The organism is Sphingobacterium sp. R2 (assembly GCF_040760075.1).
In the GTDB taxonomy this organism is placed as follows: domain Bacteria; phylum Bacteroidota; class Bacteroidia; order Sphingobacteriales; family Sphingobacteriaceae; genus Sphingobacterium.
In genome coordinates this window covers 5,065,359-5,092,254 of the sequence record NZ_CP142884.1, presented here as the reverse complement: position 1 = coordinate 5,092,254, position 26,896 = coordinate 5,065,359, and the positions used below count along the sequence as shown (strand labels likewise).

Annotated in this window: 22 protein-coding genes; 14 read left to right on the top strand and 8 right to left on the bottom strand. The window is 36.1% G+C overall.

The features are described 5' to 3' along the window. The first annotated feature begins 280 nt into the window (after positions 1-280). Both VXM68_RS21295 and VXM68_RS21290 read left to right on the top strand, forming a co-directional pair. Entirely contained in the window at positions 281-3,220 is a 2,940-nt protein-coding gene (locus VXM68_RS21295; RefSeq protein ID WP_367209969.1) for a M16 family metallopeptidase, read from the top strand. A 655-nt stretch (positions 3,221-3,875) separates the two neighbouring features. After that, positions 3,876-4,190 carry a hypothetical protein gene (locus tag VXM68_RS21290; protein ID WP_367209968.1) on the top strand — a complete coding sequence of 105 codons (315 nt, stop codon included), beginning with the start codon at positions 3,876-3,878 and terminating at the stop codon, positions 4,188-4,190. A gap of 129 nt (positions 4,191-4,319) precedes the next feature. On the opposite strand, the gene VXM68_RS21285 is transcribed toward VXM68_RS21290, so the two are convergent. Then, on the bottom strand, positions 4,320-4,886 hold the full coding sequence (locus VXM68_RS21285) for a fasciclin domain-containing protein (RefSeq protein ID WP_367209967.1): 567 nt from the start codon (positions 4,884-4,886) through the stop codon (positions 4,320-4,322). A gap of 216 nt (positions 4,887-5,102) precedes the next feature. On the opposite strand from VXM68_RS21285, the gene VXM68_RS21280 reads away from it, so the two are divergent. From VXM68_RS21280 to VXM68_RS21265, 4 genes are all read left to right on the top strand, one after another. Continuing rightward, positions 5,103-5,330: a hypothetical protein gene (locus tag VXM68_RS21280; protein ID WP_312331694.1), complete on the top strand. Its 228-nt coding sequence runs from the start codon at positions 5,103-5,105 to the stop codon at positions 5,328-5,330. 11 nt (positions 5,331-5,341) lie between these two features. Further along, complete coding sequence (locus VXM68_RS21275) at positions 5,342-6,538, top strand: GTP-binding protein (protein WP_367209965.1); 1,197 nt, start codon at positions 5,342-5,344, stop codon at positions 6,536-6,538. 242 nt (positions 6,539-6,780) lie between these two features. Then, entirely contained in the window at positions 6,781-7,182 is a 402-nt protein-coding gene (locus VXM68_RS21270; protein ID WP_367209964.1) for a hypothetical protein, read from the top strand. Positions 7,183-7,592: 410 nt separating this feature from the next. After that, positions 7,593-8,933, top strand: coding sequence for a serine hydrolase domain-containing protein (locus VXM68_RS21265; protein WP_367209962.1), 1,341 nt, complete (start codon positions 7,593-7,595; stop codon positions 8,931-8,933). A gap of 416 nt (positions 8,934-9,349) precedes the next feature. On the opposite strand, the gene VXM68_RS21260 is transcribed toward VXM68_RS21265, so the two are convergent. Both VXM68_RS21260 and VXM68_RS21255 read right to left on the bottom strand, forming a co-directional pair. Then, on the bottom strand, positions 9,350-10,582 hold the full coding sequence (locus VXM68_RS21260; RefSeq protein WP_367209961.1) for an IS256 family transposase: 1,233 nt from the start codon (positions 10,580-10,582) through the stop codon (positions 9,350-9,352). A gap of 91 nt (positions 10,583-10,673) precedes the next feature. Next, positions 10,674-11,366: a hypothetical protein gene (locus VXM68_RS21255; RefSeq protein ID WP_367209960.1), complete on the bottom strand. Its 693-nt coding sequence runs from the start codon at positions 11,364-11,366 to the stop codon at positions 10,674-10,676. Between the two features lie 137 nt (positions 11,367-11,503). Between VXM68_RS21255 and VXM68_RS21250 the strand changes: the two genes are divergently transcribed. From VXM68_RS21250 to VXM68_RS21225, 6 genes are all read left to right on the top strand, one after another. Further along, on the top strand, positions 11,504-12,082 hold the full coding sequence (locus VXM68_RS21250; RefSeq protein ID WP_294183080.1) for a hypothetical protein: 579 nt from the start codon (positions 11,504-11,506) through the stop codon (positions 12,080-12,082). Positions 12,083-12,465: 383 nt separating this feature from the next. Next, the gene (locus VXM68_RS21245) at positions 12,466-13,878 is read left to right on the top strand and encodes a DUF4932 domain-containing protein (protein WP_367209959.1); all 1,413 of its coding nucleotides are present in this window, start codon (positions 12,466-12,468) and stop codon (positions 13,876-13,878) included. A 188-nt stretch (positions 13,879-14,066) separates the two neighbouring features. After that, positions 14,067-15,518, top strand: a complete 1,452-nt coding sequence (locus tag VXM68_RS21240; RefSeq protein WP_367209958.1) for a hypothetical protein — start codon at positions 14,067-14,069, stop codon at positions 15,516-15,518. Beyond that, the gene (locus tag VXM68_RS21235; RefSeq protein ID WP_367209957.1) at positions 15,505-17,049 is read left to right on the top strand and encodes a hypothetical protein; all 1,545 of its coding nucleotides are present in this window, start codon (positions 15,505-15,507) and stop codon (positions 17,047-17,049) included. Before VXM68_RS21240 ends, VXM68_RS21235 begins: the two co-directional genes overlap by 14 nt. Continuing rightward, positions 17,030-17,428, top strand: coding sequence for a hypothetical protein (locus VXM68_RS21230; RefSeq protein ID WP_367209956.1), 399 nt, complete (start codon positions 17,030-17,032; stop codon positions 17,426-17,428). Before VXM68_RS21235 ends, VXM68_RS21230 begins: the two co-directional genes overlap by 20 nt. 104 nt (positions 17,429-17,532) lie before the next feature. Next, positions 17,533-19,383 carry a hypothetical protein gene (locus VXM68_RS21225; protein ID WP_367209955.1) on the top strand — a complete coding sequence of 617 codons (1,851 nt, stop codon included), beginning with the start codon at positions 17,533-17,535 and terminating at the stop codon, positions 19,381-19,383. Between the two features lie 148 nt (positions 19,384-19,531). Here VXM68_RS21225 and VXM68_RS21220 read toward each other — a convergent pair whose 3' ends face one another. Beyond that, positions 19,532-20,041: a TlpA family protein disulfide reductase gene (locus tag VXM68_RS21220; protein ID WP_367209954.1), complete on the bottom strand. Its 510-nt coding sequence runs from the start codon at positions 20,039-20,041 to the stop codon at positions 19,532-19,534. 461 nt (positions 20,042-20,502) lie between these two features. Between VXM68_RS21220 and VXM68_RS21215 the strand changes: the two genes are divergently transcribed. Beyond that, a complete protein-coding gene (locus VXM68_RS21215) occupies positions 20,503-20,754 on the top strand; it encodes a helix-turn-helix domain-containing protein (RefSeq protein WP_367211312.1) in 252 nt (83 codons plus the stop codon). Positions 20,755-21,095: 341 nt separating this feature from the next. On the opposite strand, the gene VXM68_RS21210 is transcribed toward VXM68_RS21215, so the two are convergent. Next, positions 21,096-21,311, bottom strand: a complete 216-nt coding sequence (locus VXM68_RS21210; protein WP_293903292.1) for a hypothetical protein — start codon at positions 21,309-21,311, stop codon at positions 21,096-21,098. A 7-nt stretch (positions 21,312-21,318) separates the two neighbouring features. Between VXM68_RS21210 and VXM68_RS21205 the strand changes: the two genes are divergently transcribed. Continuing rightward, entirely contained in the window at positions 21,319-24,201 is a 2,883-nt protein-coding gene (locus VXM68_RS21205; protein ID WP_367209953.1) for a hypothetical protein, read from the top strand. 276 nt (positions 24,202-24,477) lie between these two features. Here the strand turns inward: VXM68_RS21205 and VXM68_RS21200 are convergent, their stop codons facing one another. The 3 genes from VXM68_RS21200 to VXM68_RS21190 all read right to left on the bottom strand — a co-directional run bounded on the left by VXM68_RS21200 (position 24,478) and on the right by VXM68_RS21190 (position 26,852). After that, complete coding sequence (locus tag VXM68_RS21200) at positions 24,478-25,071, bottom strand: hypothetical protein (protein ID WP_367209952.1); 594 nt, start codon at positions 25,069-25,071, stop codon at positions 24,478-24,480. A gap of 160 nt (positions 25,072-25,231) precedes the next feature. After that, positions 25,232-25,945 carry an AAA family ATPase gene (locus tag VXM68_RS21195; protein WP_367209951.1) on the bottom strand — a complete coding sequence of 238 codons (714 nt, stop codon included), beginning with the start codon at positions 25,943-25,945 and terminating at the stop codon, positions 25,232-25,234. A 100-nt stretch (positions 25,946-26,045) separates the two neighbouring features. After that, a complete protein-coding gene (locus tag VXM68_RS21190; RefSeq protein ID WP_367209950.1) occupies positions 26,046-26,852 on the bottom strand; it encodes a hypothetical protein in 807 nt (268 codons plus the stop codon). Positions 26,853-26,896: the final 44 nt, after the last annotated feature.

Here is a 26,896-nt window from a genome sequence, read left to right as displayed (position 1 = left end):
CATCCTTCTAGTCACTTGAGGTTCATTGCTTAAGGATGGTTATATTCAAATCTTTAAAATAATACCTTAAGTCGTGATTTTCAAACAGAAAAAAATGAATGGAGATGCTGGTAATTGAAGTTTTTTGCGAATTTATTCTTGTTTTTTTGAATTTTTCAATCCTTTTTTCTTGATTTATTAACTCACTATTGTGTTTAACCTTGTTAATTTCGATTATTGCTGTAAATAATCTTGTATAGATAGTAGCCTTAAGTTGTCAATTAAAAAATTACTTCCAGTTATGAATCGAAAATTTAAAACGATAGCCTTCATTTCGCTATTGTTCATTACTACCGGCATCCAGGCCCAGGTAGGCAAATATGTATGGAAAGATTCCACAGAGGGTGGATATACTTATAAGTATGTGACTAACGACCCTATTCGCACCCGTTTTTACACATTAAAAAATGGTCTCACTGTTATCCTCAGCGTCAATAACAAACAGCCCCGTATTCAGACATACATTGCTACCAAGGCTGGAAGTAAAACAGATCCTAAAGATCATACCGGATTGGCGCATTATCTCGAGCATATGCTATTTAAAGGTACCGATAAGTTTGGTAGTCTCGATTGGTCGAAAGAAAAACCACTGTTGGATCAGGTTGACAATCTATATGAAAAGTATAATCATACAACAGATGCTAATGAACGGGCGGCGATTTATAAAGAAATTGATCGCGTATCCGGTGAGGCGTCTAAATATGCGATTCCTAATGAGTACGATAAGCTGATGAGTAGTATGGGCTCAAAGGGGACCAATGCGTTTACATCTTTTGAACAGACAGTATACGTGGAAGACATTCCTAATAATGTGCTCGATAAATATTTGACAGTTCAGGCCGAGCGCTTCAGGAATCCCATACTGCGTTTATTCCATACTGAACTAGAATCGGTTTACGAAGAGAAAAATATCAGTTTGGATAACGACAATAGAAAATCTATTGAAACTATTTTTGCAGCCATGTTTCCAAAAAATAATTATGGTAAACAAACGGTTTTAGGTTCTGTAGAACATCTTAAAAACCCTTCACTAAAAGCAATACGCGAATATTACAATACGTATTATGTGCCTAATAACATGGGGGTGATTATGTCCGGTGATTTTAATCCCACCGAGGTTGTTCAACGTATTGACAAGGCATTTTCCTCCATGAAACCCAAAGCTGTTCCGGCCTACACTTTTGATAAGGAACAGGCTATTACGAGTCCCATTACTAGAACTGTCATGGGACCGACAGCAGAATATCTGCTTCTGGGGTTCCGTTTTCCAGGGGCTGCCGATCCTGACGCACAAATTCTGAATCTTATGGCCAACGTGCTTACCAATGGCTCCGCAGGATTGATTGATTTGAATCTGGTTAAATCGCAAAAGTTATTGGGTGCAGGTGCATTTCCCTATGTATTGAAAGATTATTCCATGTTGATTCTTCAAGGGAATCCAAGTTCAGGTCAGAGCCTTGATGATGTGAAGAGCCTATTGCTGAGTGAGCTCGACAAATTACGAAAAGGCCAATTTTCAGATGATCTGTTGACCTCTATCGTGAATAATGAAAAGAAAGCGCAGATCAAGTTATTTGATAATTATACCAGCACTGCTGAGCAACTCATGTCAGGCTTCACATCGGAGGTTGATTGGGCAAAAGAATTGGGATATACCGATCGTTTATCAAAAATTACAAAAGAAGATATCATACGTTTCGCTAATAAGTATTTGTCTGATGTCAACTATGTTGCTGTCTATAAACAAAAAGGGCAGGATAGCAAAGTGGATAAAGTAGTCAAACCGACCATTACACCAATTACTGTTAACCGAAATGTTGAATCTGCCTTTTTGAAGCAGATCAACGCGATGCCTGAGCAGGATATCAAACCTAAATGGATTGATTTCTCAAAAGATATGTCAACAGCTAAATTGAAAGATCTAGATGTGTTGGCCGTTCAAAATAAAAATAATGAGTTGTTTAGCCTTACCTATCATTTTGATTTTGGAAGCTGGGACAATAAATTATTAGGCCTTGCAGTGGGATATTTAGAGTTTTTGGGCACCAAAGATAAGAGTAGCGAAGACTTTAGTAAGGCATTTTACAAATTGGCATCAGACTTTTCAGTCTCTTCAGGAAATGAGGAAAGTAGTGTTTCTGTTTCCGGGCTAAATAGTAATTTCGCAGCAACCGTAGACTTGTTGCAAGACCTTATGCACAATTGTGTAGTCGATGAGCAAGCATTCAAATCTTATATTGAACGCGTCAAAAAGTCGCGGGCTAATGCCAAGGAGAATAAGGCGGCCATCATGGAAGGATTAAAAGCTTATGCACGTTATGGCGCCAAAAACCCATTTAATTATACCTATACCGACCAGCAACTTGATGGGCTGAAGGCATCAGACCTCGTTGCTGTCTTACATAATCTGGCTAACGCTAAACATCGCATATTATACTATGGCCCGTACAGGATGACTGATCTGGTAAAAAACCTGAAACCTTTAAAACATCATGATTTGCCTTACTATGCGATTGAGAAAGGGATGAAATTTGAGGAAAAGCCAACAAGCGATAATAAAGTTTTGTTTGCGCAGTATGCGATGAAGCAGGCAGAAGTTTTCTGGATCCGTAATTCAGGATTGTTTGATAAAAACCAAATACCCACAGTGGCTTTCTTCAACGGTTATTTTGGAGGCGGTATGGGAAGTATTGTTTTTCAGACGCTACGCGAGTCCAAAGCTTTAGCCTATACCACTTATGCCTACTATGGACAGCCTCAGAAAAAGGAAAATCATGGTATGGTGGGAGCTTATATAGGCACGCAATCCGATAAGTTTAAAGAAGCCGTTGGTGGTATGAATGAACTTTTGAATGAGCTGCCAGAATCGAAAATTGGCGTAGAATCAATTCGTACCAATTTGCTGAAATCGTTGGCAAGTGAACGAATTAGTGGGGCAGGAATTCTTTCAAGCTATTTAGCCGCACAGAGACGTGGACTTACAGAAGATTCTCGAAAAATAATTTTTGAGAAGCTTCCTCAGCTGACATTTTCAGATCTCAAATCATTTCATGCCGAGAATATCAGTCGTAAACCTTATGTCTACTGTATTGTAGGGGATGAAAAGGACTTAAATGAAGACATGATGTCTGGATTGGGAAATGTTAAAAAGTTAAATCTTGATGAAATATTTGGATATTAATCCAGATTAAAAAAATGTTTAATGTTTATTGGGGCACATTCTTTGGAATGGCCCCTTTATTTTTCTTCATGAGCATGTGTTACAAGTCACAAAGATACCATAGAAGTAATTTCTTACAGAAATGTTCCTTTTGATGATGAATTTTATTTATTTCGGTTCAAGAATAATAAATTGGAGAAATGGCATCGAGAATTTCAGCCGATATACAAAGAAGTAAAGCCCTAGATTTTTATAATAAAAGTTATTCATGATTTTAATCTCGCGATATGCCCATATTGCCTAAGCTAGAGGTGCAAAAGTTTAAAAGGTTTTATAGCTTTCTTTTCCTTAGCTTTGTTGTTTACCAAGAATTGAAAATAGCCTCCCATGGATAATATCATCGCATTTATACGTAAGCATTTTGATGTAAGAGATGAGTCTTTAGCATTACTGATCAGTATCTTTAATGATGGCTAAAAATAATGTATTTACGTTCAAGCAAGTTCTGCCTTATCCTACAAGTTGGAGTCTTTTCATTATTATTCCATCTTTGATATGTTACAGTTTATTATACTATATTTTTTTTAAGGGGATATTCCATCTTTCGATCATGATGTTTTTCATGCTCATCTATTTAGGTACATGTTATAGCATTTTAAAAGCACTGTCCGTACGTATGACAATTTGGTTTGAAGGAGATTTTATCTCTATACAAAAAGGAAATGATGCTCCGCAGAAGTACTTGAAAGCTAATATTTACGGATTTTCTGCTTACAACTACGAAACCGAAGCACCTGCCTTAAAAACGTCAAAAATTTACTTTAGGCTATGCTTCACAAATGGGAAAGATATTTATTTAAACGATGTCGAGTATAAAAAAAAGTATGATGAGCTTAAAGGTAGAAATCTGAAGAAATTTCTAAAAACAGTACAAACAGAGCTACAATTTACAAAAACAAGTAAACATAATCTTCAAAACATCTATTGGTAATTTAAACACGATTAACAGCGCTAATAACTTAACTAAATTGTAAACATCGAATGATGAATACGAATAGCAGGAACAATGATACCGTTGCTCCTGCTATTCATTTATCCTACACTACAGTGCACATCCTATTTAAGGCATCAATACAGCATCTATCACATGGATTACCCCATTCGATTGATTGACGTCAGCAACCGTTACTTTTGCGCTATTACCTTTTGTGTCTTTTACATATACGTCTTTACCTTTCATCCAAAAAGTAAGGTTGCCACCTTGCACTGATTTGGTTACATAAGTTCCTTTGCCATCCTTAATTGCTTGAACGATCTGTGGCGCGTTCCATTTCCCAGGAATCACGTGATAGGTCAATATTGAAGTTAATTGAGCCTTGTTTTCTGGCAGCATTAAATTATTTAGAGCCTCTTTGGGTACTTTTGCAAAAGCATCATTCGTAGGGGCCAAAACTGTAAAAGGACCCGGTCCCTGTAAGGTTTCCACAAGGCCTGCAGCCTTTACTGCAGCAACCAACGTTGTGTGATCTTTAGAATTGACTGCATTCTCAATAATGTTTTTGGAAGGATACATCGGTGCACCACCTACCATAACAGTTTTTTCCTTTGTTTGAGCGTGGCTCATATAATTGCTTCCCAATAATGTTGCTGCTGTGGCAGCCGCCCATAAGATTGATTTCATTTTCATGATCTTTATTTTTTATATGTGATTTAAAACTTTTATACGATCATTTACGATAAAACGGAAAGTTTGGATTTTGGTGATACATAAAAATTATTAATTCTTCATTTTTCCTCATCTTTTACGAGATAATAAATAGAGTAATATAAATAGAATATTTTAAATGCAACTAAATTGCTTTTGTGAGTTATTGTAGTTACTTTTGTACTTAAATAGAAGACAATGAATATAATTCCGAAAAACTTTGAAGATTGGAAATGGTGTATTGAGACGCAATGTGGTATTCCATTAACGGTAGAATTTGCCAAAAGCCGACTGGCTATCTATAACGATTATTTAAATACGGAAACGCAGCGTTTTATAACTAATTACGGGGAAGAGCATCTTGAGAATATCAAAGCGTGGATGAAAATAATTGCCGACATAGGGGAGGATACAAGTAAAATTTAATTTTGATCAAAATGAAGAATAAATTACCGGTTACAGTCTTAAGTGGCTTTTTAGGTGCTGGCAAAACATCATTGTTAAATCACGTGCTACATAATAAGGAAGGTAAAAAGGTTGCCGTGATTGTAAATGATATGAGTGAAGTGAATATAGATGCGCAGTCTGTTGAGCGTGAAAATGTTCTTTCACGTACTGAAGAAAAACTTGTTGAAATGAGTAACGGATGCATTTGTTGCACATTAAGGGATGATTTGATGGTCGAGGTCGAGCGTTTAGCAAAAGAAAATCGGTTTGATTATCTCCTAATTGAAAGTACAGGGATATCCGAGCCAATTCCTGTTGCTCAAACATTTAGTTACGTTGATCCTAATAACGGGATTGATCTTTCATCTTTTAGTTATATTGATACAATGGTCACCGTGGTCGATTGTTTTAATTTTTCTAAGGATTTTGGTAGTGCAGACACTTTGCTGGATAGAGAATTGGCTGATGATAATATGAATAATAGGACAATTGTAAATCTATTGACAGATCAAATAGAGTTTGCAAATGTTATTATCTTAAACAAAGCGGATCTTGTATCTGAGGAAACAATAGGAACTTTAGAAGCAGTTATTGGTAAACTCAATCCTGGGGCCAAGATCATAAGAACTCAATTTGGACAGGTCGATCCTACAGAAATTATGGGTACTGATAGGTTCGATTTTGAAGAAGCATCTGCATCAGCAGGTTGGTTAAAGGAGCTTGAGGCAGATCATGTTCCCGAAACAGAAGAGTATGGAATTTCCTCATTTGTCTTTCGTTCGCAGCGGCCCTTTCATCCACAGCGGTTACATCGCTATTTAAATGAGCATTATCCCCATAATATAATCCGCGCAAAGGGCCTTTTTTGGTTAGCGTCTAGACCCGATACGGCAATTAGTTTTAGTCAGGCTGGTGGAAGTGTCCGTTTAGAAAGCGCGGGCTCTTGGTGGAGTAGTATGCCCGAAGAAATGCGCTATCAATATCCGATTTATCACGAGATAAGGGCTGATTTACTAAAGCGTTGGCATCCAGAATGGGAGGATCGTAAAAATGAATTAGTTTTTATAGGACAACATTTGGAGAAGGATAAATATCTTCAGGAGTTGGAAGCGTGTTTGCTGACCGAAGAAGAAGCTGATGATTGGCGCTTCACTTGGTGGAAGGACGAATTTCCTAAAAATCTTTAAAAATACTATCAATATTTCCGCTATTTAAATCCTGGAAGCTTGTTCTGTTTTTTGCTGAGGTTCGATTCCCACCTTATTCGCTGTTTGATCAGCTATAAAACTTTGATGAAGGGATATGTAATGACTAGCAGCATGCAATTTTGTAATATGTATTTTGCATGGACAAGATGTAGATTATAAACATTACTGTAGCAGATTTTCAAATTCACTCGTATTGTTGATCTATAAATAATCAATAAGTTATGAAAAGAAAATACAGCGTTCTGCTTCCAGCCTTAATTGCTGTCGTTCTTGGCTCTTGCAAAAAAGATGAAAAGATAGCCATTGATAACCTGATCGGTAAATGGACCGTCGCAAATGATGATCCTAGAATGGCCGTAGATGGTTCTGTTACATACAAATTCAACTCAGATATGACCTGTATTAAGAATATATACAATGCGCTTTCAAATCGAGATACGACTATTTTCAGAACCTATGTATTAAGTAATGATAAGACTTTGGTGACGCTCTACGATGAACGTAAGTTATATACAGAACAGTATCTGATAAAAAAATTGAATACGAAGGAAATGAAATGGGAGAATGCTTCTCCTAATGACGGTAACGATAATAAGAGGTTGGTTCGATCTAACGACCAATAGATTTCATTAACTTTTAACTCTCCCACTAATTTTGGTCAATACTTAAGAGGGTATATTAAACGCTAATTTTATCTATGATATTTCTATGGGCCGATGCTTTAGACCTATGAAAGATAGCATACACTTTATAGGGTTGGTAAATTATTGGTATGACGAAACCGATATATTCAGGATACTCGCAATGTGAATTTTAATACTTCTAACATATAGATAATACAATCTTTATTGAGGCTGTCTGCTTCCATAAAAATTTGCGCTAACCTCAACGTGTTATACTTCTCCCGCTATATATAATAAGGATATATATTTTTATTAAAAAAAAGCAATTAGTTATGTAAATTAGAGCAATCCAATACAGCTGCTGGACCATTAAAAACATACAAATAGATCTTTCAATAAATCCCTTATATATGTGTTTACTAAATTGTAGTAAAAGTATCTCCGTGCTTATTGTTTTATTCGCTTTTCTCGGCGACACAACATTGGTAGCGCAAGAAAAATTAAATGCGTATTTTGATCATCTTTTCCGAAATGATAAAATGATGGGAAGTGTAGCGGTACTGCACAATGATAGTCTATTTTATACAAGTTCAATAGGCTATGCCGATGTTGATTCTAAAAGAAAAAACGATAGCAGTACAAAATTCCGTATTGCATCCAATACCAAAACTTACACGGCTGTTTTAACCCTTAAGGCTATGGAAGAGCAAAAACTGCGTTTGGATACCCATCTTTCGACATTTTATCCCCAAATTAAAAATGCCGAAAAGATCACTATAGAGCAATTATTGAAGCATCGTAGCGGCATAGTTAACTTTACTGAAATCGATGGGAACGAAATATGGGACCAGAAATTTCATACAGAAGCAGAAGTTTTTAACTATATTAAGGATTTTAAGAGCAATTTTGAACCAAATACTGCCTTCGAATACAGCAATACGAATTACGTGCTATTAGGGTTTATATTGGAGAAAGTATATCAGAAGTCTTACGCTACACTGTTAAATGAAAAGATATGCAAACCACTTAAACTTACCAATACCTACTTCTCTGCAGAGACAGATCCCAATAGACATGAAGCGGTATCGTATAATATTCAAAATAAATATATTAAAAATTCAAATGTAAATTTTTCCAATCATCCAGCTAGCGGTGGTATAGCGACTACAGCTGTAGAACTTAATCGATTTCTTTCAGGACTGTTTGAGGGTAAATTAATCTCCAAGGAGAGCCTTGCGTTAATGTTACCCGAGAGTAAGGGGGAATACGGAATGGGAATAGAAAAAGCACGATTTAAGAATCCAATAGGGTATATTCACGGTGGTAGAATTGAAAATTATTTCTCGGATTATTGGTATTTTCCCGCGGAAAAGCTAGGGATCGTGACTTTGTGTAACGCCGTTAATATTAACCTAGGCGAAGTCCAAAATACACTCATTCAATATGTTTATGGTAGAGATCCCATCTTACCCGATTTCAATAAAACAAAAGACCTGACTGAGGATAAGTTTCGCAAAATAGCAGGAACCTATCGATATAAGGAGGGGAGTCAAACAATGACGATTTCTTCAGATGGCAAGAATTTGATCGGTCAGTTATCAGACAATGGACAGATGTATGTTCCTTATCGCTATAAGTCAGACTATACATTTGTGTATGATGATGAAGGTAGCATTTTAGAGTTTATGCCAGAAGAACAACGCTTGTTGTTGAAAGATGGAGATTTGGTTCTCGAATTTAAGAAAATATAAAGATTCAATTTGACATTTTCCGATAGAAAACACGACAATTTTTAGAGACAGCGGCGAAAAATTATATAGCATCGTAAAGGAGAAAATTACCTTCCATTTGCCTTTTATTTTTTCAAGAATAGAATACTACCCCTGGCCACATAACCCACCGCGTTTGAACCGCCTTATTTTTGGAATTTGGATAGAGATTTAGTGCAGTTTCCTGAACTTTTAAACGATCCTATAAGTAATTGGATTGGATATATAGGTGTAAATAGCGATAGGATAGAATTTTGTGTCGGTCATTTTTCCGCTGATATCCCAGGTTAAAATTGTTATAAAAGAGTCGCGGATGAATAGGGTAGTGTAAACTGAACTGTGTCACATCACTCCTTTTAGGGTTCGTGCTCAGAGGCTGAAAGCCTCGAGTGCGAACCCTAAAAGGAGTTGCCGAAGGCTTTAATTCTATCCCCAAATTTAATATGTAATTGTTGCATTGTCAATCCCCAATTCCGAATAGGCATGGTCCATTTTTTTGATATCTCCTTAACTGTGAGATAAACCAACTTTAAGAGTGCCTGATCAGACGTAAATGCTCCTTTGGTTTTGGTCACTTTTCGGATCTGACGGTGCATAGCCTCAATAGCATTTGTGGTATAAATAGCTCTGCGAATATCGGGTGAGTACTCGAAATAAGTAGAGAGATTTCCCCAATTATCCAACCATCCCTTTACAGATAACGGATATTTCTTACCCCATTTTTCGTCAAATTCCAGGAGCTTTTCATAGCCTTGTTCTTGGTTATTTGCTTGATAGATAGGTTTTAAATCTGCAACAACAGCTTTTTTATCTTTCTCCGGAACATACCTCAGACTTGAACGTATCTGATGAACAATGCAAAGTTGAACCTGGGTTTTCGGGTATACCGCTTCGATGGCATCGGGAAAACCCTTTAAACCATCGACGCAGGCGACCAGGATATCTTCTACACCACGCTGTTTCAGATCTGTCAGTACCGATAGCCAGAACTTAGCGCCTTCATTTTCTGAAAGATAGATGCCGATAAGGTCTTTTCGACCATCTCGATTCACTCCAAGTATATTGTACACTGCACGGGTCTGCACGCTGCCATTGTCTTTAACTTTATAGTGCATACAGTCTAGAAATACAAAAGGATATACCGATTCAAGCGGACGGTTACGCCATTCATTCAGTGCAGGAATCACCTTGTCTGTAATATTGGAGATCTCCGTAGCAGATATATCCATGGAATACATTTCCTTCACATAGCCCGAAATATCCCGTGTACTCATTCCTCTGGCATACATGGAGATAACATTGCCTTCCAGTTCTTCTGTAATGATCAATTGACGTTTAGGGACTATCTTAGGCTCGAAAGTACCGTTTCGGTCACGACCGCTCTCCAATTCAAATTGTACGGACTGAAGGCTCCGTACAGTCTTTCTTGTCTTCCCATTTTTACGGTTAACCTCTCCTGAAGCTTTACTTTCCTGTAGATGATGATCCAGTTCACCTTCAAGCATACTTTCCAGAAGATGTTTCAGCATCGGAGCGAAAACTCCGTCAGTACCGCCCATTTTCTTGCCTTCATAAAGGCCTCTCATTGCTTCCTCTTTGAAGCGTTCAAAATCAAATTCCTCTTTTTCCATTTGCTGTGTCTAATATAAAAATTCTTTATCTGACACAGTTTACTTTACACCCTCATGAATAGCACCTTACATTCCAAAAGGTTTCGCAAGCTTATTCTTTTTTCGACTGTTCTATTATTCTCCATTTAACATCATGATTGCTGCTGTATTTAAGCTTATTTGAACCACATATCCCGCAAGCCCAAACTGTATATCTAAATGGTTTTTTAAGCTGAAATTTATTTTTCATTATTGGGCTATTAAGGTTTTTACAAGTCTCGCAATAGCATTTTTCACGTTGTTCGCGGGGGATATTTAGATCTTCCATTTCGACGAAGATTTTCATTTCCGCTAAGATGAATTCTTTTGAATTCTCAAGCGTAAGTCCTGTATTAAAAAGGGTTGAATTGTTATACTTCAAATAGTACAGATCCTCTTCAATTTCATAAAAGGAGATATATCTGTAGTTGTATCCGCTTGCGGACACAATTTTCAACATTTGGCCAAAAGCATATTCTATACTGACCTCTTTTCTGATTGCTTTTTTTGCGATGTTTAAGGCATAGTTTTCTATTATATCTTCTTCGCTTTCCTCTGTATTCAACTTTAGATCAGCAATTGATTTCCAAAAATAAATTTCGCGTTCTTCCGTAGATGCGTTATCCAAACCAGCTAAAATGTACAGGTTGTCACTCTCATATCCCAAGGTTAACACATTTACGGCCCATGTAACCAGGTGTTTACTTTCAAAATAAGTCAATGCTCTTTCCGCATAAATTTCAAGTGTTAATTCTTCAAGTGTCATATACTATAATTGCTAATTCTCATTTTACTAAACAAATATATCCTAAAGGTACGCATGGTATTTGCGCAGTATATTTAGTGCGATATTTATTTTGAGACTTAGGAAAATTCGCTGCGAACAATTACTATTGTAAATAAATGGAAGTCAAATTTAGAATAGTGACCTTAGGCTATATTGTAGCCGAGATTTCATCCGAGACCAAAGGATTCAAAGTAAACCATAGTTCAGATTATGGCGATAAATTTCAGGAGCTACTTAACAAGTTTTTCTTTATTTATGAAATCATAAAGGAAAAAGATATAGCGTATTTTCCTTATTCTACCACGATATTGTGGGAGGACGATTGTGTTCATTATAACTGGACCATCCGCATGAATTCTGTTGATTCTCATATCAATATCAAAATTGAACAATTATCACCTTCTAACGAATCGTATAAAGAGATGTTAATTGATGAAGATATTGAAACAAGAAAATTGTTCGATGCTATTTATCATTCTCTGGAGGAGATGCTAGCAGATTTTGGCTTCGTTGGCTATAAGAAAAAATGGGAGGTAGGTAACTTTCCTATAGCTGAATATATAACGCTTAAGGCGGCAAGAGAAAGGATGGATTTGCGGCATGCGAGTGGTTTAGAGGAAGACGAATGGAAACAAAAGATAGACCCTAATGATGAATTAGGGGTTATTAATATATCTACCTCGAATTCGGGGTAATTAAAATTGGAGTTATTTATCTTCTCCAAAACACTCAGATACGCTAAAAGATCTATAATCGATTGCAGAGTGTTCCGTATAAGGACATCTGTTAAGTACAGGAATGTCCTGATTGTTATATGCAATTTCTATTGCAAGTATTAATTCTAGTGCCATTGTGTGTTTGTTGGATTTCCTGTTATAACTAATACTAGCGAATAAGAACATACAAAACAACTTGCATCCTGTTCAATACTGAACGCTGGTGTTCAATAACGGTCAGTATTCAAAGAGGAATTTGTTCGTATTTTGCTGTCAAATAAGATGTTATTTTTTTGGCAAACCATTTGGTACCTCCATTGAAAGTATAGAACGAATTAAAGAAGATAAAACCTATTTCCGCTATGTTCGAAAAAATTTCTAAATATGTATTGATTATCCTGTTCAGTTTATCATTTATGCTTACCTATGGGCAGCGTAGCGAAATTATGGATAAGCCAAAAGTTGATGAGCGTATCGAGATTCTGAGTATTGTATTTAGACTTGCTGGTAATCAAGAGTATAGTTCAGCTATTTTTAAGCGTTATGTTGATCGAATCAATGAACACTATAGTCCTTTTAAAGAACACGAATTGATCACTTTTGTCAATAAGATTAAAAATGAAAATGGTATAGGCTACGATGCAGTGATGAGTATGGCCATACATCTTGATGATAAGTTCAATCTTAAGCAAAAAAATATCGACGAAACACTCGACAAAAGGTGGAGTAGAGCTAATGCTATTCAATTCGCAACACTGTTAAAGAAGTTTTACAAAGACAGTAATAGCAAAGGATTTTTTCAGGATAACCAGGCACTGTACAATGAGGTACAAAGGCGCTTTCTTCCAATTTATGAACATATTGAATTGGACTGGTACCCTAAATTCTATGGTAAGAAACCATCCGAAAAGTTTTTGATTGTGAATGGTTTGGGGAATGGCGGCGGTAACTATGGGGTAGCCATTAAAAATCCACAGGGTCTTAAGGAAGTCTACGCTATTATGGGGACATGGAGTATGGATAGTCTTGGCATGGCTGAATTTCCTTTACAGAGCTATTTCCCTACATTACTTCACGAGTTTAACCACTCCTTTGTTAATTATTTATTGGAAAAAGACACGACAATTTTTAGAGACAGCGGCGAAAAATTATATAGCATCGTAAAGGAGAAAATGAACCGGCAGGCATACGGTAGCTGGCAAACGATGTTGAACGAGGCTTTGGTTCGAGCTGCGGTTATCAAATATCAAAAAGATCATAATTTCAGCTCCGAAGAGATTTCAAAGGAAACCAATGGACAGCTAGATAGGGGATTTCTTTGGATTGAGAAACTTGTTGATGAACTTGAACACTTTGATCGTCAGCGAGACTTATATCCTACTTTAGAGAGCTATATGCCTGTACTTGCCAAAGCTTATCAATCTTACGCTGCAGATATTTCTTCTTTAGATGCAGCTTTTGAAGAAAGAAGACCAAAAATCATTTCTTTTGAGGGAATTCAGGATGGACAAACCAATGTCAGCATCACCTTAAAGGAGCTGAAGATAAATTTCGACAGGCCCTTATTGGGACAGGGACGGTCGTTTAGGGGAATCTCCAAAGAAAGTTTTCCGATGATAAAAGGACATCGCTATTCTTCAGATAAGAAATCCGTACTTATAGACTGGGAATTGGAACCAAACAAAACCTATGAGATCATCATTACAGGGAATGCATTCCGGACTGCAGATGGAATACCGATGAAAGACCATTACCTAAAATTCAATACAAAGTAATTTACTACTGCTTTGGGCAATATTTGACCATAGACATAATCAATTGAGGCAAAGGTAACTCACATTATCATGGTGAGTGTTAAATATTGTAGAGAATTATTTGGACTAATTAATGTATCAATTAATTATGTTTTAAGAAATGCTTTTGATACAACTTTTTTAATATCTTTGCTGAGTAACTTCATTTTATGAAAAGAGCTATTTTTTACCATTGTGCTCAGCTATTTTTCTTAATTCTAATTTTATTAATTGGAGGATGTTCCAAAAAGGAGAATATTGTGAGCAAAACCGATGAATATATTGATCAGGCAGAAATATTAAATCCTTTGAATCTTGTTGTAAGTGCTGCAAACAAAGATTTAATAGAGTTATCTTGGGATAAGGTGAACAGCTCGCATTTTAAGCCAGTATCCTATGCGATATATGTAGATAATAAGCTTGTAGTGAAGGATCTCAGTATAACAAAATACAGCTTAATTAATTTGCTTGGCGATACAAATTATAAGATCCGTGTAATTGCGAGTTCCCAAACGGGAATAACACAAGAACAAAGCATAGATGCAAAAACTGTTGGAGGCAGTACAACTAATGCAAGTACCTATGTTGAATACAAAATTCATACGCAATCACGTATAACGGGCAATAATAGCATCCGTCTTCTGGAAGATGGTGGACATTTAATCTGTACATTTTTGCAGCATGAGGGTGGAGAAACAAACTTTAAACTGATTGTATATCGTACAAATAATAAAGGCCAGATTATTTGGTATCGCTTGATCCAGGATCTAAATTATTATGATTTACCACCACATGTAGTGTTGCCTGGTAAGCAAGATGAAGCTTTCATTATTGTTAAACACGATATTTATGTCATTGATCAGACGAATGGTAAACTGAAACTGGAGAAGCCCGTTTCGATAGATTTGTCTCCGAATGATTATGTTTCATCAGTTCAGTTTGACGCGTCACATAACATGATTATGGGTACAGGTGGGGGACAGCTGTTAAAGGTTACTTCCAGCGACCTTAAAGTTGTCTGGAAACGTAAAAATAGCTCCGTTGGCATTTCTTCAATTCAGTTAGACAATGCGCAACAGATCTATTATAGTTTGCTTGATTCGGAAGCAACAAAAATTAAGGTGCAAAAAACAGATCGGGATGGTAATGTGCTGGCTACTTTTGAGTTTGATGGAAAGCTTCCTGGCGATTACGAACGTCAATACCATATGCCTATTTTACTGAAAGATAAAAATGATATTTTTTATCTCTGGGGTTTTGACTTCTATTCCTATTCGTTAAGGTATGTCAAATTTGATAAGAATGGCAATGTCAAGGCAAAATTGGGTGAATACGTCAATTTAAAGCCAGCAGGAGCTTTTTTTGATAATGATAGCAATATTGTGGTCTATGGACAGCAAGAGGGTGGTGGAATAACCACTTATGGTACTATAAATAAGTATGACAGTGATCTGAAGCTCTTATCGACTTTACAATATCCTAATTTGGAGATGCATATGTTTAAAAATATGACCCAAAATGTCGATAATTCATACAACCTGTTTTTCTATTATATACAAACCTGGTCCTATGAAAATTTGAACTTCATTTATATTAAAACAAAATCAAATGGGCAACTTTAACAAATACCTTTATCTACTGGGGCTTGTTTTTCTTATGTCGGCCTGTAAAACTGAAAAAAATGAGGTTTTTCCACGTGTTATTAACGAGGCTATTACTAGTGTCCGGGATAAAGAAATTTCAATGACCTATCAGATTTCCAGCCTTGGATATACAAAATCGGGCGTCAGGTACTATAAAAAAGATAACCCTGGTCAAGGAAACAGTGTTGAGGCTGTTCGTGAAGGCGATATATTTCGACTCACATTGAATGAATTGGATCCCGAATCCACTTATATTTTGGTGGCCTATATCGAATATAACGGTAACACAATCGAATCTGAGCATAAAAATGAAATCACCACAACTGCTCCATTCCCAGAAGATTTTACGCTATTCTGGCCTACACCTGTGGCAACTTATGATGAGACTGGCAGGTTTACCACCGTTGTAGAAGGCAAGAATCTCCAAGATATCAATTTGCGGGATCTTAAATTTCTTTATTGGATGGATACATTGCATATGGACTACCCGAAAGCAACAAAAAATGGAACTTATCAAATCAACCTGTCAGGGTATTATCCCTATAGAGATGGTAACCATATGTTACGTGTTCTTTATAAAGAAAAGGAGATTATTGGGCAGGCAATTGATTTTGTTTATAAGGGAAAAGACTTGGCTATTAATTTGAAAAAGACCCATTGGAAAAATAATTATCCTGCCATCTGCAATGAACAGGTTTATTATTTTTGGGAAAAATCGGTTTCACTCTACGATCCTGAAACGAGCACTTTACAAAATATTGCGCATATTCCCGATACGATGAGGCTCGTTCCTATGAGATCAGTGACTTTAGGAAACAAAATATTTTTTCAAACGCAGCCAATAGGCCACATATTACCTTCTCTGGAGCCAGATATTTACAATGGTTATGAACTATTTTGTCAATCTTTTGACGTAAATAAACGTGAGTTTACGAAGTACTATCTCAGTCGGCCTCAAATAAAGGAGGCACATGGGTATAGTAATTTAGCGATTTTTGTTCACAATAATGCGGTCTATCAAACGTACACACTTACAATGAATTCTCGTGGAGTAAAGAATATTGTGGCCAAGTATAATCCGACAAAAGACAAATTTGAAGAGATCGGTACTTTTGATCGCAATTTTACCAGCGATTGCTTTGTTTCTATAAAGGGCAAATTATATGCGCTAGGTATTGCGAACGTGTTTGACCAAGGCTTCAATATTGGATATACATTCACAATATATGCAGTCGATGAGAATAATTTTAAATTGACGGAATTATATCGTATCGGGACGACTAACCAAACATTTCCTCATGCAGCTGTGAGTGCCATTAACTATAATGATGAGATTGTGTTGGCGCTTGATGTCAATAATTTTATGATTTACAATATATCAAAAAAAACGCTTAGTCCTCTTCGCTCGAATATTGTCTCCGATCACACGTATTTCTTGGGAATGTTCACCTATAAAGATAAATATTACGTCAATTACGAAAGCTCGATTTATGAAATGTCCATTCAATAAAATTGCTGTAAGCTTGATGTTTGGGATTCTATTATTCCTGATCAGCTCCTGCAAAAAGGAAACCATATACAACGAAATAGATGCTTTTGCAGATATTCAAAATAAAGTTACTTTAGATAAAGGCCAGTACATACTGTCTTTTACACTTGCTTCATATCCATATAGTAAAGTTGAAGTATATGTACACGATGATCTTGCTGTTATGTACAAACAGACCGGAGGAAAAATCTACAATGCCGTGAGTCAAAGTAACAATAAGTATAGTGTATTCTTTTCCCCTTTAGAAAAATCGAAAAAATACTATTATCAACTGATTGTTAACGACAGCAATGGAAATACAGCGCGTTCAACAACGTTTAATTTTACAACTCAACCTTAATATCCATGTATAATAAATCTACGTTATTTTGGTGTTCATTTCTTTTTGTTTTTTTTGAAAGCTTTTTATTTGTAGCCTGTTCAAAGAAGGAATATCAGGATGTCTTGAAAACAGTATATGAACCTAAGGCCGAGCCCACTGAACTATATGACGAATTCACCGTCCAACTGAAAGGTAGCGCCTTACAAAAAGGAGAAACTGGCAAATGGAGTATAACTAAAGGAACTGTGGTAGAAGATTATGTGAAAATAGATGATCCTAGTAACCCAAATTCATTTTTTAGGGGAATACCTGGTGAGGAATATGAACTTACATGGACAGTAACACGTCTCAGTAATAGTAATACGGCCACAGTGAATGTTAAAATACCCGAGTTACATATCGAGATTAAAGAAAACACACCTTCATCTTTTAAGACGATACTTCACTTTGCAGTGGATCCTAAATATAAAGGTAAATGGTCTTTCGATAAAGCTTATGGTCACCTACATAGTACATACCACGACGGATTGGCTAGGCCAGTAGAAGAAAACCCTACTATTGAACTGCATGGTTATTCGAATACCAGCTACCAAGTTACCTATACGATGACTTATGCTGGGAAAAATTATCAGTTTACCAAAAAGGTACAGACCGGCGAATATCAGGAAGACGAGGCATTAAATGAATTGCAAATGGGGCGCGGTGGGCGTGTTGTTGAAGATAAGGACGGGCATATTATTGAAATGAATATGCAGGCTTCAGGTATAGCACATCGTTTTAATGACCCGGGCTCTTTTCCTGCGCTTAAGGCATTTAAATATCTGAGGAAGCTTATTTTAGGTGGATCTTCATTGAAAGATGTTCCGACTATTTTCGGCGATCATTACCTTGCTCTTGAAGAACTTAGTCTGGATCGGGTAGGCTATTATCTTACCATTCCCGATAATTTTGGCAATCTAACCAAATTGAAATCATTTCACCTCACACCGATGCGAACCCCCGATTTGGGATATACCGTGGTATTGCCAAGAACTTTTGGAAATTTAAAGTCGCTTGAAACCCTTATTATGCGGTATGTAGGAGATGTAGATTTCAACGGCACGTTGGGTAAACTGGTCAATTTAAAACACCTCGATTGCTTTGTTACTCAGATCCCTTCAGATTTAGGAAATTTGACTCAATTGGTTTCTACAGAAATTCTAGCTCAGCAAGCCTATATCCCGTCAAGTTTGAGTAAATGCCATAATTTGAGGTTCGCACGGTTCAGTTTCGTATATCCGGGATCATCGCCAGTCACACTGCCATCCGATATTGACAACATGGTCAAGTTAGATACATTAGAAATTTATGGAGAAAGCAGGCTTCAGCAGCTGCCACAATCTTTTGGTAACCTCAAGAGCTTAAAACAACTTTGGATTCAAGGAGAAAGCTTGCAATCTATTCCTGATAATATTGGAAATTTGTCTAATCTTAGATTCTGGTTAGTGGGCGGTAATTTTAAAACTTTACCGGCTTCGATAGGTAACCTTAAAAAATTAGAAGATCTTTGGCTTTCCCCATCAGTGGAGAAGCTTCCAGATGAGTTCGGCGGATTGAGTAGTTTATCCTACCTGAATATGGAGAATAGTAAACTGACAACTCTACCGGAAACATTCGGAAAGCTTAAGAGCCTGAAGGAAATCAATGCAAGGGCATCTTCGATTACTGGTTTTCCAAGCAGTTTTGGACAATTGGACGGTCTGCTAAAACTGGATTTCAATTATAGCAAGCTCAAGAAATTTCCTGTAGAGATTTGTGCTTTGAAGGCTGTGAATAATGTTATTTTGAACGGTACAAATTTGGGTCGACTTCCCGATGAAATTTATTCCATGCGCTCAGGTGTGATTTTTACGCTATATCAATGTTTGAATATGGACTATGATCAATTAAAGGAAATTACTGCGAAAAGAGATGGTCTTGTATTTTATTATTGATAAACGGAGCATTTTTTATATGAACATGTCTAGCTTTGCATGCTAGCTTCCTCCTTAATAAAAGCAGGCCTTTCCAAAAGAAGGAAATGAGACTAAGAGGTTGGTTATTGTTGTCGGTTTAATGTAAGATGTTAAAGTCTACCACTTGTCAATCTATCATTAATTGTTTCCTTAGCTCAGCATACTCTTTGAGAGCTCCATCGGGTATACCTTTATCCCTTGCAATCAATTCTCTATTTCGTATAAGTATTTCCGTAGGATAGCTATCGATATTGAATTGTTCGGTGAATCTTCCATCTGGATCGTATAGAAAATTAATTCCTTGCAAAGCTTGGTTATGGATTGTATAATAGTCCTGGAAGGCTGTGTATGAATCTATTTTCCCGTCAACGATAACATAAATAGACAGATCAAGGTTTTTGATTGCCTGTAAATATGTTAATTTTTTGAGACATGGGCCACAGGAAGTAAACATAAAGTCTATTAGCACAGGGCGCTCAAGATGAATGTTTACAGAATCTTTTTGGACGGAAACAAACGGGTATAACGTAATACTATTCAAGCTTAATGAAGTTTCAACAATTTCTTTTCGGACGATCAATTTGGGGTAAATTCCAAAAGAATAGAATAAAATGATAAAGGAGCTGACCAATATCATGATCATCCTGTTTTTTGGAAGTATTATAAGGATAACGAATGCGAGAAAAAAGAGAATTGTTATAAGTGGAAAAACAAACGGTACTAGCCCATCGGAATTCACGTAAAACCCAAAAACAGTTAAAAATAAAATCGGTAATACTGTTAGTATTTTATTTTTTTTAATAGGAATTACTCGGTTCATTAAAAATAAACCGAGTAAAAACAGAGAAAAAATTGGTAAATATTTAAATCTGACATCGGCCTGAAAATATCCGCTCCGAAGTATGAACATCGGGACAACCATTACGTAAATACAATAAATTACATAGGATATAATTTTACCCGCTTTGCTCATAATCCTCTGTTTTGTTAAAGTTTTTATTCCGAATATTCTTCAACCAAGTACGAATAATATAGTGTTAAGTTAATAAAAAGAGCTTTATAATTACGAGGCCAAAGCAAAATTTGGACTAATTTTTTATTTATGCAGATAGGTTATTTATCTCTAGAAAGCATCTGACTCGTATGGTCAAAGATGTCACAGGCTTCGGTCCCAAAGCCATATTAGAAGAAATTGCTATTTCTGAAGCTGTTATTTTGATGAATGTATCAAGTATGTCCGTAAAAGATGCGATGCAGGAACTAAATTTTTCAGATTATGGTACTTTTAGTAACTTCTTTAAGTTACATTTAGGTCAGTCGCCTATGACCTATCGCAATCAAAGTCTTTAACAGTTGATAGCATAAAATCTGCGCGTGTATTTGCATGTAAGAGGTCTTGACTTAAAATTCAAGCCGATGCCAACATTTCACAACTACTTCCATTCCCTAAGTAAATAGGATATTCGAAAAGGCAAAATAGGAATAGATCAAGCTTATCCTGCCTAAAAAATAATACCGTAGGGCATACTGAGTTTGTAAATGAAAATAGATGTAAGTAGATTCCGATTCTTCCAAAATTTTCCTAACATTTGTATATATTTAAGAAATACCAGCTAAAATATGAATTCTAAATCAAAATTGATATTTTTTGTTTTATTTTTATTAACTCTAATCTTAATAGTAGTAGCGTTTTACGTCACTTTTTCCAATGTAGTCGTTCCACGCTGGAATACATTAATTATCCCTGGGCGTGTCGTTAAGATCTCCGTCATGATAATACTATCGATTTGGTCAATATGGCTGGGAATAGTTTTCTTGTCAAAAATTACCAAATCTCGAATCCGATCGTATATAAATTTATTGTTGAATAGTTGACCAATGGATAAACCAAAGAATTTAATTAACATTTTATATTTGAAGCGATTTTTATTTCTAGCTTTTTGCCTTTTTACTCTCCAGTTAAGTGCACAGAACCTTTTACGGTATGAAGCGATTCTGAGTGGCTCTTCGAACAGCGTAAGGTCTATAAACAATCATCATCCTCACGATCTAATCTCTTTTGTTGAGCTGAATACCAAAGATATTCCTCTTTTAAAAGACTGTTCTGATAGCCTATATAAAGTTCGCTATTTGGGGCTAAAATTTGAAAATCAGTCTCAATTAGATAGTCTTTGTCAATCATTGTATTTATTTCCCCATGTGGAGGCTATTGTCTTTAAGGAATTTAGAATTAGAAATGATACTTTGCAGCCTGTAGGAATATTACATCTTGACGATACTTTTTATAAACAAAATCAGTTGAGGGCAATAGCATTTGAGGGAAATACTAAAATAAACTTGGCTGGCGAAATTGCGAACTTGAATAAGTTGCCCATGCTGCACTATTTAATTTTCAAAGCTTTCCCGGGACAGTATATCCCAAAAGGTTTAAAAGAAAATCATCGATTGAAAGGTATTTCGCTTGATTATAAGCCTTTATTGGATCAATTTGAATTTCCGCCCCAATTAATCGAAATAGCTATTAGCGCCACTTCTCCAAGTGACCGCATTGATCATGTATTGGATGTACTCCCCAATAAAGAGCGAATTGAAACACTCAGTTTAAGCTACTTCAAGGTTAAAGACACAGCAATATATTCAGACCGAGGATTCAGGTCCCTTAAATCCTTAAAATTAAATTTTAATGATATCGATGACCTAGGACGATTGATGAATAATTTCAGTAGCAGCACTCAATTGAAATATCTGAACTATTCAAACGGACCTCTAAAACAGATTTCTTCCTCTTTATTTCAATTCAAAGAATTGCAGGAATTGCAGATTAAAAATACAAAGTCCGCATTTTACCTTCCCAAAGAGTTAGCCCAGTTAAAGAAACTTCGTCTACTTGACCTATCTGACAATGCAATTGATAGCCTGCCGGATGCCTTGTTTCAGTTAACTGCATTAACAAATCTAAACCTGTCCTACAATAACCTTGGGTTTCTTTCAAATGAGCTGGGAAAATTGACGGGAATAAATACCTTACAGCTTCAAGGAAATAAGTTACAGCATATTCCGGTTACGATCAATGGTCTTCATCGATTACACGAGTTAAATGTGCAAGCTAATCCGATAGCTACACTACCGTCGTTTGCTGGAATGAAAAACCTCGAAATATTAAATTTAGCGTATTGCAATTTAAGTCGTTTACCTGAAGACATCGGTACATTGTTGAGTTTAAAGAATTTTGATGTAAGCGATAATTTTCTGAAAGGATTACCAGCAAGTATTACAAAGCTATCGAAGCTCGAAAAATTAAGAGTCTCTACGAACTTACTGGAAAAACTACCCTTGCATATGGAGGGGTTGGCCAATATCCGGGAACTATATGTCGATGTCAATCACCTGAGTGAATTACCAGTTTCTATCGGTGATATGAAACAGCTGAGGATTCTAAATATAAGTCACAATAATATAACGGTGCTTCCTGAATCGCTAGGTCAACTTGTTAATTTACATGCGTTTTATGCGATCAATAGCCGCCCTTCACATTATAATGTTTATGATTCATCGAGAGAAATCTATCGTAAAGATGAGCCAAAAACCAACCGTCAGCTTGCCAGTACAGCTCTTCGTCGTTTTCCAAATGATCTGAAAGAATGGAAGAATATTAACACTATTCTAATATCCAATAATGATTTCTCATCTTTTGAAATAGTAAAGTCATTATTCACTATTCCATCGACTTCATATGCTGTAGATCTTTCTCATTGTAATATTTCCACTTTACCTTTAACGGGATGGGAAAGATTTCTTGGTAAGGAACTACTTTTGATGGACAATAATATTAAAGAAGTTCCAAAAGAAATGGTCTTAGCACCACTATTGGAAAGCTTGAGTTTCCGACGAAATAAACTGCCAGAATCGCCCAAAAATCAAAACTCTTATGCAGAAAAGCGTAGCGGTGTAATGCTGTATTTCCAACAGATCGGTCTGATGGACATAGATGATCTGCCCAATGATAATAATGTGGTCAATGCGCTTGTGGAGCGGAGTAGCCAATCCTTTATTTTTGACAAGGATTATAAGACAGCTGTTGAGTTGGCAGATAAGGCCATTGAACTTAATCCAGATCTAGCTAAAAAAACGCTCAATTTTAGAAATATTGGTGAGGCACGATTCAGACGGGGCGATTATAATGGTGCAATATCCGATCTGACGAGAGCTATTCAGCGGGACACCATAGGGCCGATTCGCATAATGAATTTTGTTGTCCCCGAATTTGAAAATAGAGCCAGAAGTTATCTCGCCGTCAAGGATACCCTAGCGGCAATTCAAGACTATCTCACCTTGTCGAGGCAGTTTAGAATTGAAAGCTGGGTCGACGTGGGGCTCTTGTATCAGAAGACTAACCAGAAAGAAAAGTCTCGCGAGGCATTTCAGAAAACAATAGATTATTACCGCAAGCGGATTGCAAATGAAAGGGAAATTCAAGCGAATAAAGAATTGTATCGGCTATGTATTCTGGAAATTTATATCGTATCCAATCAACAACAAAAAGCTAAAGAATATGCTGCAGAGATAGGTTCCGACATAAAAGAAAAAGATCTAACACCTGTTTATCTTTATTTAAATTCAGTGATAGACATAGCTGAAAAGAAAAAACCTCGTTTCGATCCATCATTATTTAAAGATAAGGCAAGTAGAAGCTGGGGTTACGATTTGTTACTGGAATGGACTGATGGTGCTATTATTAATAATGAGCAAAAAATACAGATACGTGATTTGACTTTTGCTATGGAAAAGCTGCGGTAAATCATTTGGAATAAGAAGGTATCGTATGGACATTAGGAGCAAAATTTAAGGAATTGAATTCTTCGAAACCATGGTTATTTAAAATATTTAGGTTTGAATCTGTTAAGATTAAATCTTTTTTATCATCCTGTATAATAGCCTTATTAATGCTGTCTTCTATTAATAACTTTTTTATTTTCGATTCTCATATTATAATGCGCTAGAGCCCTTTTTGGTATATTTTTAATATTTGAGATTCTTACATGACATTTTTTATCACTTCCTGATTTGAGCTTATTAGTTCGGCATAACGACATTAGCTTGGGAAAAGTCAATGGCTTTGTACTTATTTTTTATTTTGTTGTCGAGTATGACCTTATCATTCGTGAATGAAACAGGAGGAGTTTTAAAATGCCATGTTCCCAGATAGTTTAATGAGTTTTCTGTGATCTTAAAAGTAAAGCGTTCTAATTCATCTATATTTATCAGGCCAGCATTTACTTTATCTTCAAAACCATCCGTTGTATCTATATTCTTGAAGATATATTCTGTATACATTTTACCTCCATACCACTTACTGTTGGTCCACCAATAATTTAGAATAGCATAGTTACCCGGCTCAATGGTATATATGAAGGTATTTTCCTTTGATGATTTGAATGTTGGCTTCACTCTAAATGCTAAAACCTCTTTTGTATCTGTATTGATCAAACGTATGTCCTGCGGAAAACCACCACTGCTGAACCCCAATCGTTGGATGAAGTTACCATAGATAATTGATTTCCCGCGAGGTATGCCGTCGTTACTTGCGACATCATTAAGGTTTTTAAGATCTTGCGCATGAATCTGTATTGAAAAAAAAACTAAGATTATTGTTATTATACGTTTCATTTCTAAAGCAGATTGCAAATATTATTTAGATTAACTAGCTAGCGATAAAACTATAATAAATACCTCATATTTTATGTGTCAATTGTGAAATTAACGCTTATATAACACATCTATTTTTTCAATGAGTTCTTTGCATTTATTTTTCTCTTTTCAGTTTGATTTAAAAATCGAATCCTAATTCGGATAGCATTCGTTCGTGATTATTCATAAAATACTTCATCAGTTTATACTGTTCAGTATCTTGATATGGAATCAACCTTATTCCATTTTCAGATACCTGATAGATGTCTGCTTCGGGATAGGCCATTAGGATGGGGGAGTGTGTCGCAATAATAAATTGCGATCGAAGTTCTACAAGCTCTCTTATTCGGCTTAGCATATTTAGCTGGCTTATGATAGAGAGTGCCGATTCTGGCTCATCAAAAATATAGAGTCCGTTTCCGTTTAGACGATGATGTAATAACGAGAGGAAGCTTTCACCATGAGAGCGTTCGTGTAGTGATCCTCCATAAGATTTCTGAACTTCATATTGATCTACTGCTGTGGCAACATTATAAAAACTTTCAGCCCTGAGAAAATAGCCATCTCTGTTGCGATATGCGGTTCGTATCACGTGGATAGCTTCAAATAAAGCGGAATGGGAATCCATGGTACTAAAATTAAAATTGCGGCTTCCACCTTCAGGATTGAAACCGACATTTATAGCTATTGCCTCTACAAGGGTGGATTTCCCGATACCATTTTCTCCAACGATAAAAGTCACCGGATTCCGAAATTTTAGTTCATCCAGTGTTGACAATGACGGAATATTATACGGATAATGATCGCGGTCTTCCAGCGTTTTTTTATTTCGGATTTGGCTAATATAAATCATGTTATTATTTAGTATTATTGATGAAACGGAGATTTTCATAAGGCAGCAGTTCTGTCATAATTTTTGTAAATCTGCAGATGAAAGACCGTAATCGCCAGGCTCATCTTTTTAGGCCAAGAAATTTCCAAAGGTTGAATTTGGGTTTCTTTTTAATTTCCTCAATATGTTTTACGAATATTTTTTCTAAATCCAAGTCGGATTTAATCTCAACTTTCTTCCTATCTGTGACGGCAATGCCAGTGTGGCCAGGGACATTAGATTGAATCTCTTCAAATTTTCCTAATGAGGTCATTTTTTTTATTATTCTTAATCCGTCGGCATATTCATCAAATAAGGGAATTGGCAGAGGCCTGTAGTCTGGTGAAGACCGGATAAACTTCATAAAAAAATATGGATCTAAATCTCCAAAATCGAGTCCGAAGGTAAGAGGAACTTCAATACATTGTTTCGTTGTCAAATGTTGAAAACCGCAGTGAAAACCATGGACGAAATACCTCCATTCACCAACTGTTCCTATCTGTCGATCGTCTTGTTTTAACTCGTTAAACGTATCTAGTGGAAAATCCTTATTTAAATTTAAATTAAGTTTGTCAACCAACATAAACACGAGTTGTCCACCTAGATACCCGTAATCTTTTGCACATTGCTCAAAAAAGTCTTGATGATCTCCAATTTCTTTATCGGTAATTAGTTTTAGAATGTTAAGTTCAGGGTCGATAGTATGGATCAAGACCTGAAAACCAGAAAGTGCATATTCGAGATATTGTCCGACTTGTTCTCGCTGTTTATTCGTCTTTCCTTCAAAAATAAGCTTTAAGGCCACTTCTCTTGAAATGGATTTAATTTCATCGACTGTCGGAATTTGGTCAATTGATTTAATAGTGATTGTATGTGTTGTTCTATCCAACGCAATTCGTTTTAAATATATCAGTTATGGTTATTTTTCTGATC

Coding starts and splice junctions, on each gene's coding strand:
- VXM68_RS21295 (WP_367209969.1), top strand. CDS start 281: ATGAATCGAAAATTTAAAACGATAGCCTTCATTTCGCTATTGTTCATT.
- VXM68_RS21290 (WP_367209968.1), top strand. CDS start 3,876: ATGACAATTTGGTTTGAAGGAGATTTTATCTCTATACAAAAAGGAAAT.
- VXM68_RS21285 (WP_367209967.1), bottom strand. CDS start 4,886: ATGAAAATGAAATCAATCTTATGGGCGGCTGCCACAGCAGCAACATTA.
- VXM68_RS21280 (WP_312331694.1), top strand. CDS start 5,103: ATGAATATAATTCCGAAAAACTTTGAAGATTGGAAATGGTGTATTGAG.
- VXM68_RS21275 (WP_367209965.1), top strand. CDS start 5,342: ATGAAGAATAAATTACCGGTTACAGTCTTAAGTGGCTTTTTAGGTGCT.
- VXM68_RS21270 (WP_367209964.1), top strand. CDS start 6,781: ATGAAAAGAAAATACAGCGTTCTGCTTCCAGCCTTAATTGCTGTCGTT.
- VXM68_RS21265 (WP_367209962.1), top strand. CDS start 7,593: ATGTGTTTACTAAATTGTAGTAAAAGTATCTCCGTGCTTATTGTTTTA.
- VXM68_RS21260 (WP_367209961.1), bottom strand. CDS start 10,582: ATGGAAAAAGAGGAATTTGATTTTGAACGCTTCAAAGAGGAAGCAATG.
- VXM68_RS21255 (WP_367209960.1), bottom strand. CDS start 11,366: ATGACACTTGAAGAATTAACACTTGAAATTTATGCGGAAAGAGCATTG.
- VXM68_RS21250 (WP_294183080.1), top strand. CDS start 11,504: ATGGAAGTCAAATTTAGAATAGTGACCTTAGGCTATATTGTAGCCGAG.
- VXM68_RS21245 (WP_367209959.1), top strand. CDS start 12,466: ATGTTCGAAAAAATTTCTAAATATGTATTGATTATCCTGTTCAGTTTA.
- VXM68_RS21240 (WP_367209958.1), top strand. CDS start 14,067: ATGAAAAGAGCTATTTTTTACCATTGTGCTCAGCTATTTTTCTTAATT.
- VXM68_RS21235 (WP_367209957.1), top strand. CDS start 15,505: ATGGGCAACTTTAACAAATACCTTTATCTACTGGGGCTTGTTTTTCTT.
- VXM68_RS21230 (WP_367209956.1), top strand. CDS start 17,030: ATGAAATGTCCATTCAATAAAATTGCTGTAAGCTTGATGTTTGGGATT.
- VXM68_RS21220 (WP_367209954.1), bottom strand. CDS start 20,041: ATGATATTGGTCAGCTCCTTTATCATTTTATTCTATTCTTTTGGAATT.
- VXM68_RS21210 (WP_293903292.1), bottom strand. CDS start 21,311: ATGTTAATTAAATTCTTTGGTTTATCCATTGGTCAACTATTCAACAAT.
- VXM68_RS21200 (WP_367209952.1), bottom strand. CDS start 25,071: ATGAAACGTATAATAACAATAATCTTAGTTTTTTTTTCAATACAGATT.
- VXM68_RS21195 (WP_367209951.1), bottom strand. CDS start 25,945: ATGATTTATATTAGCCAAATCCGAAATAAAAAAACGCTGGAAGACCGC.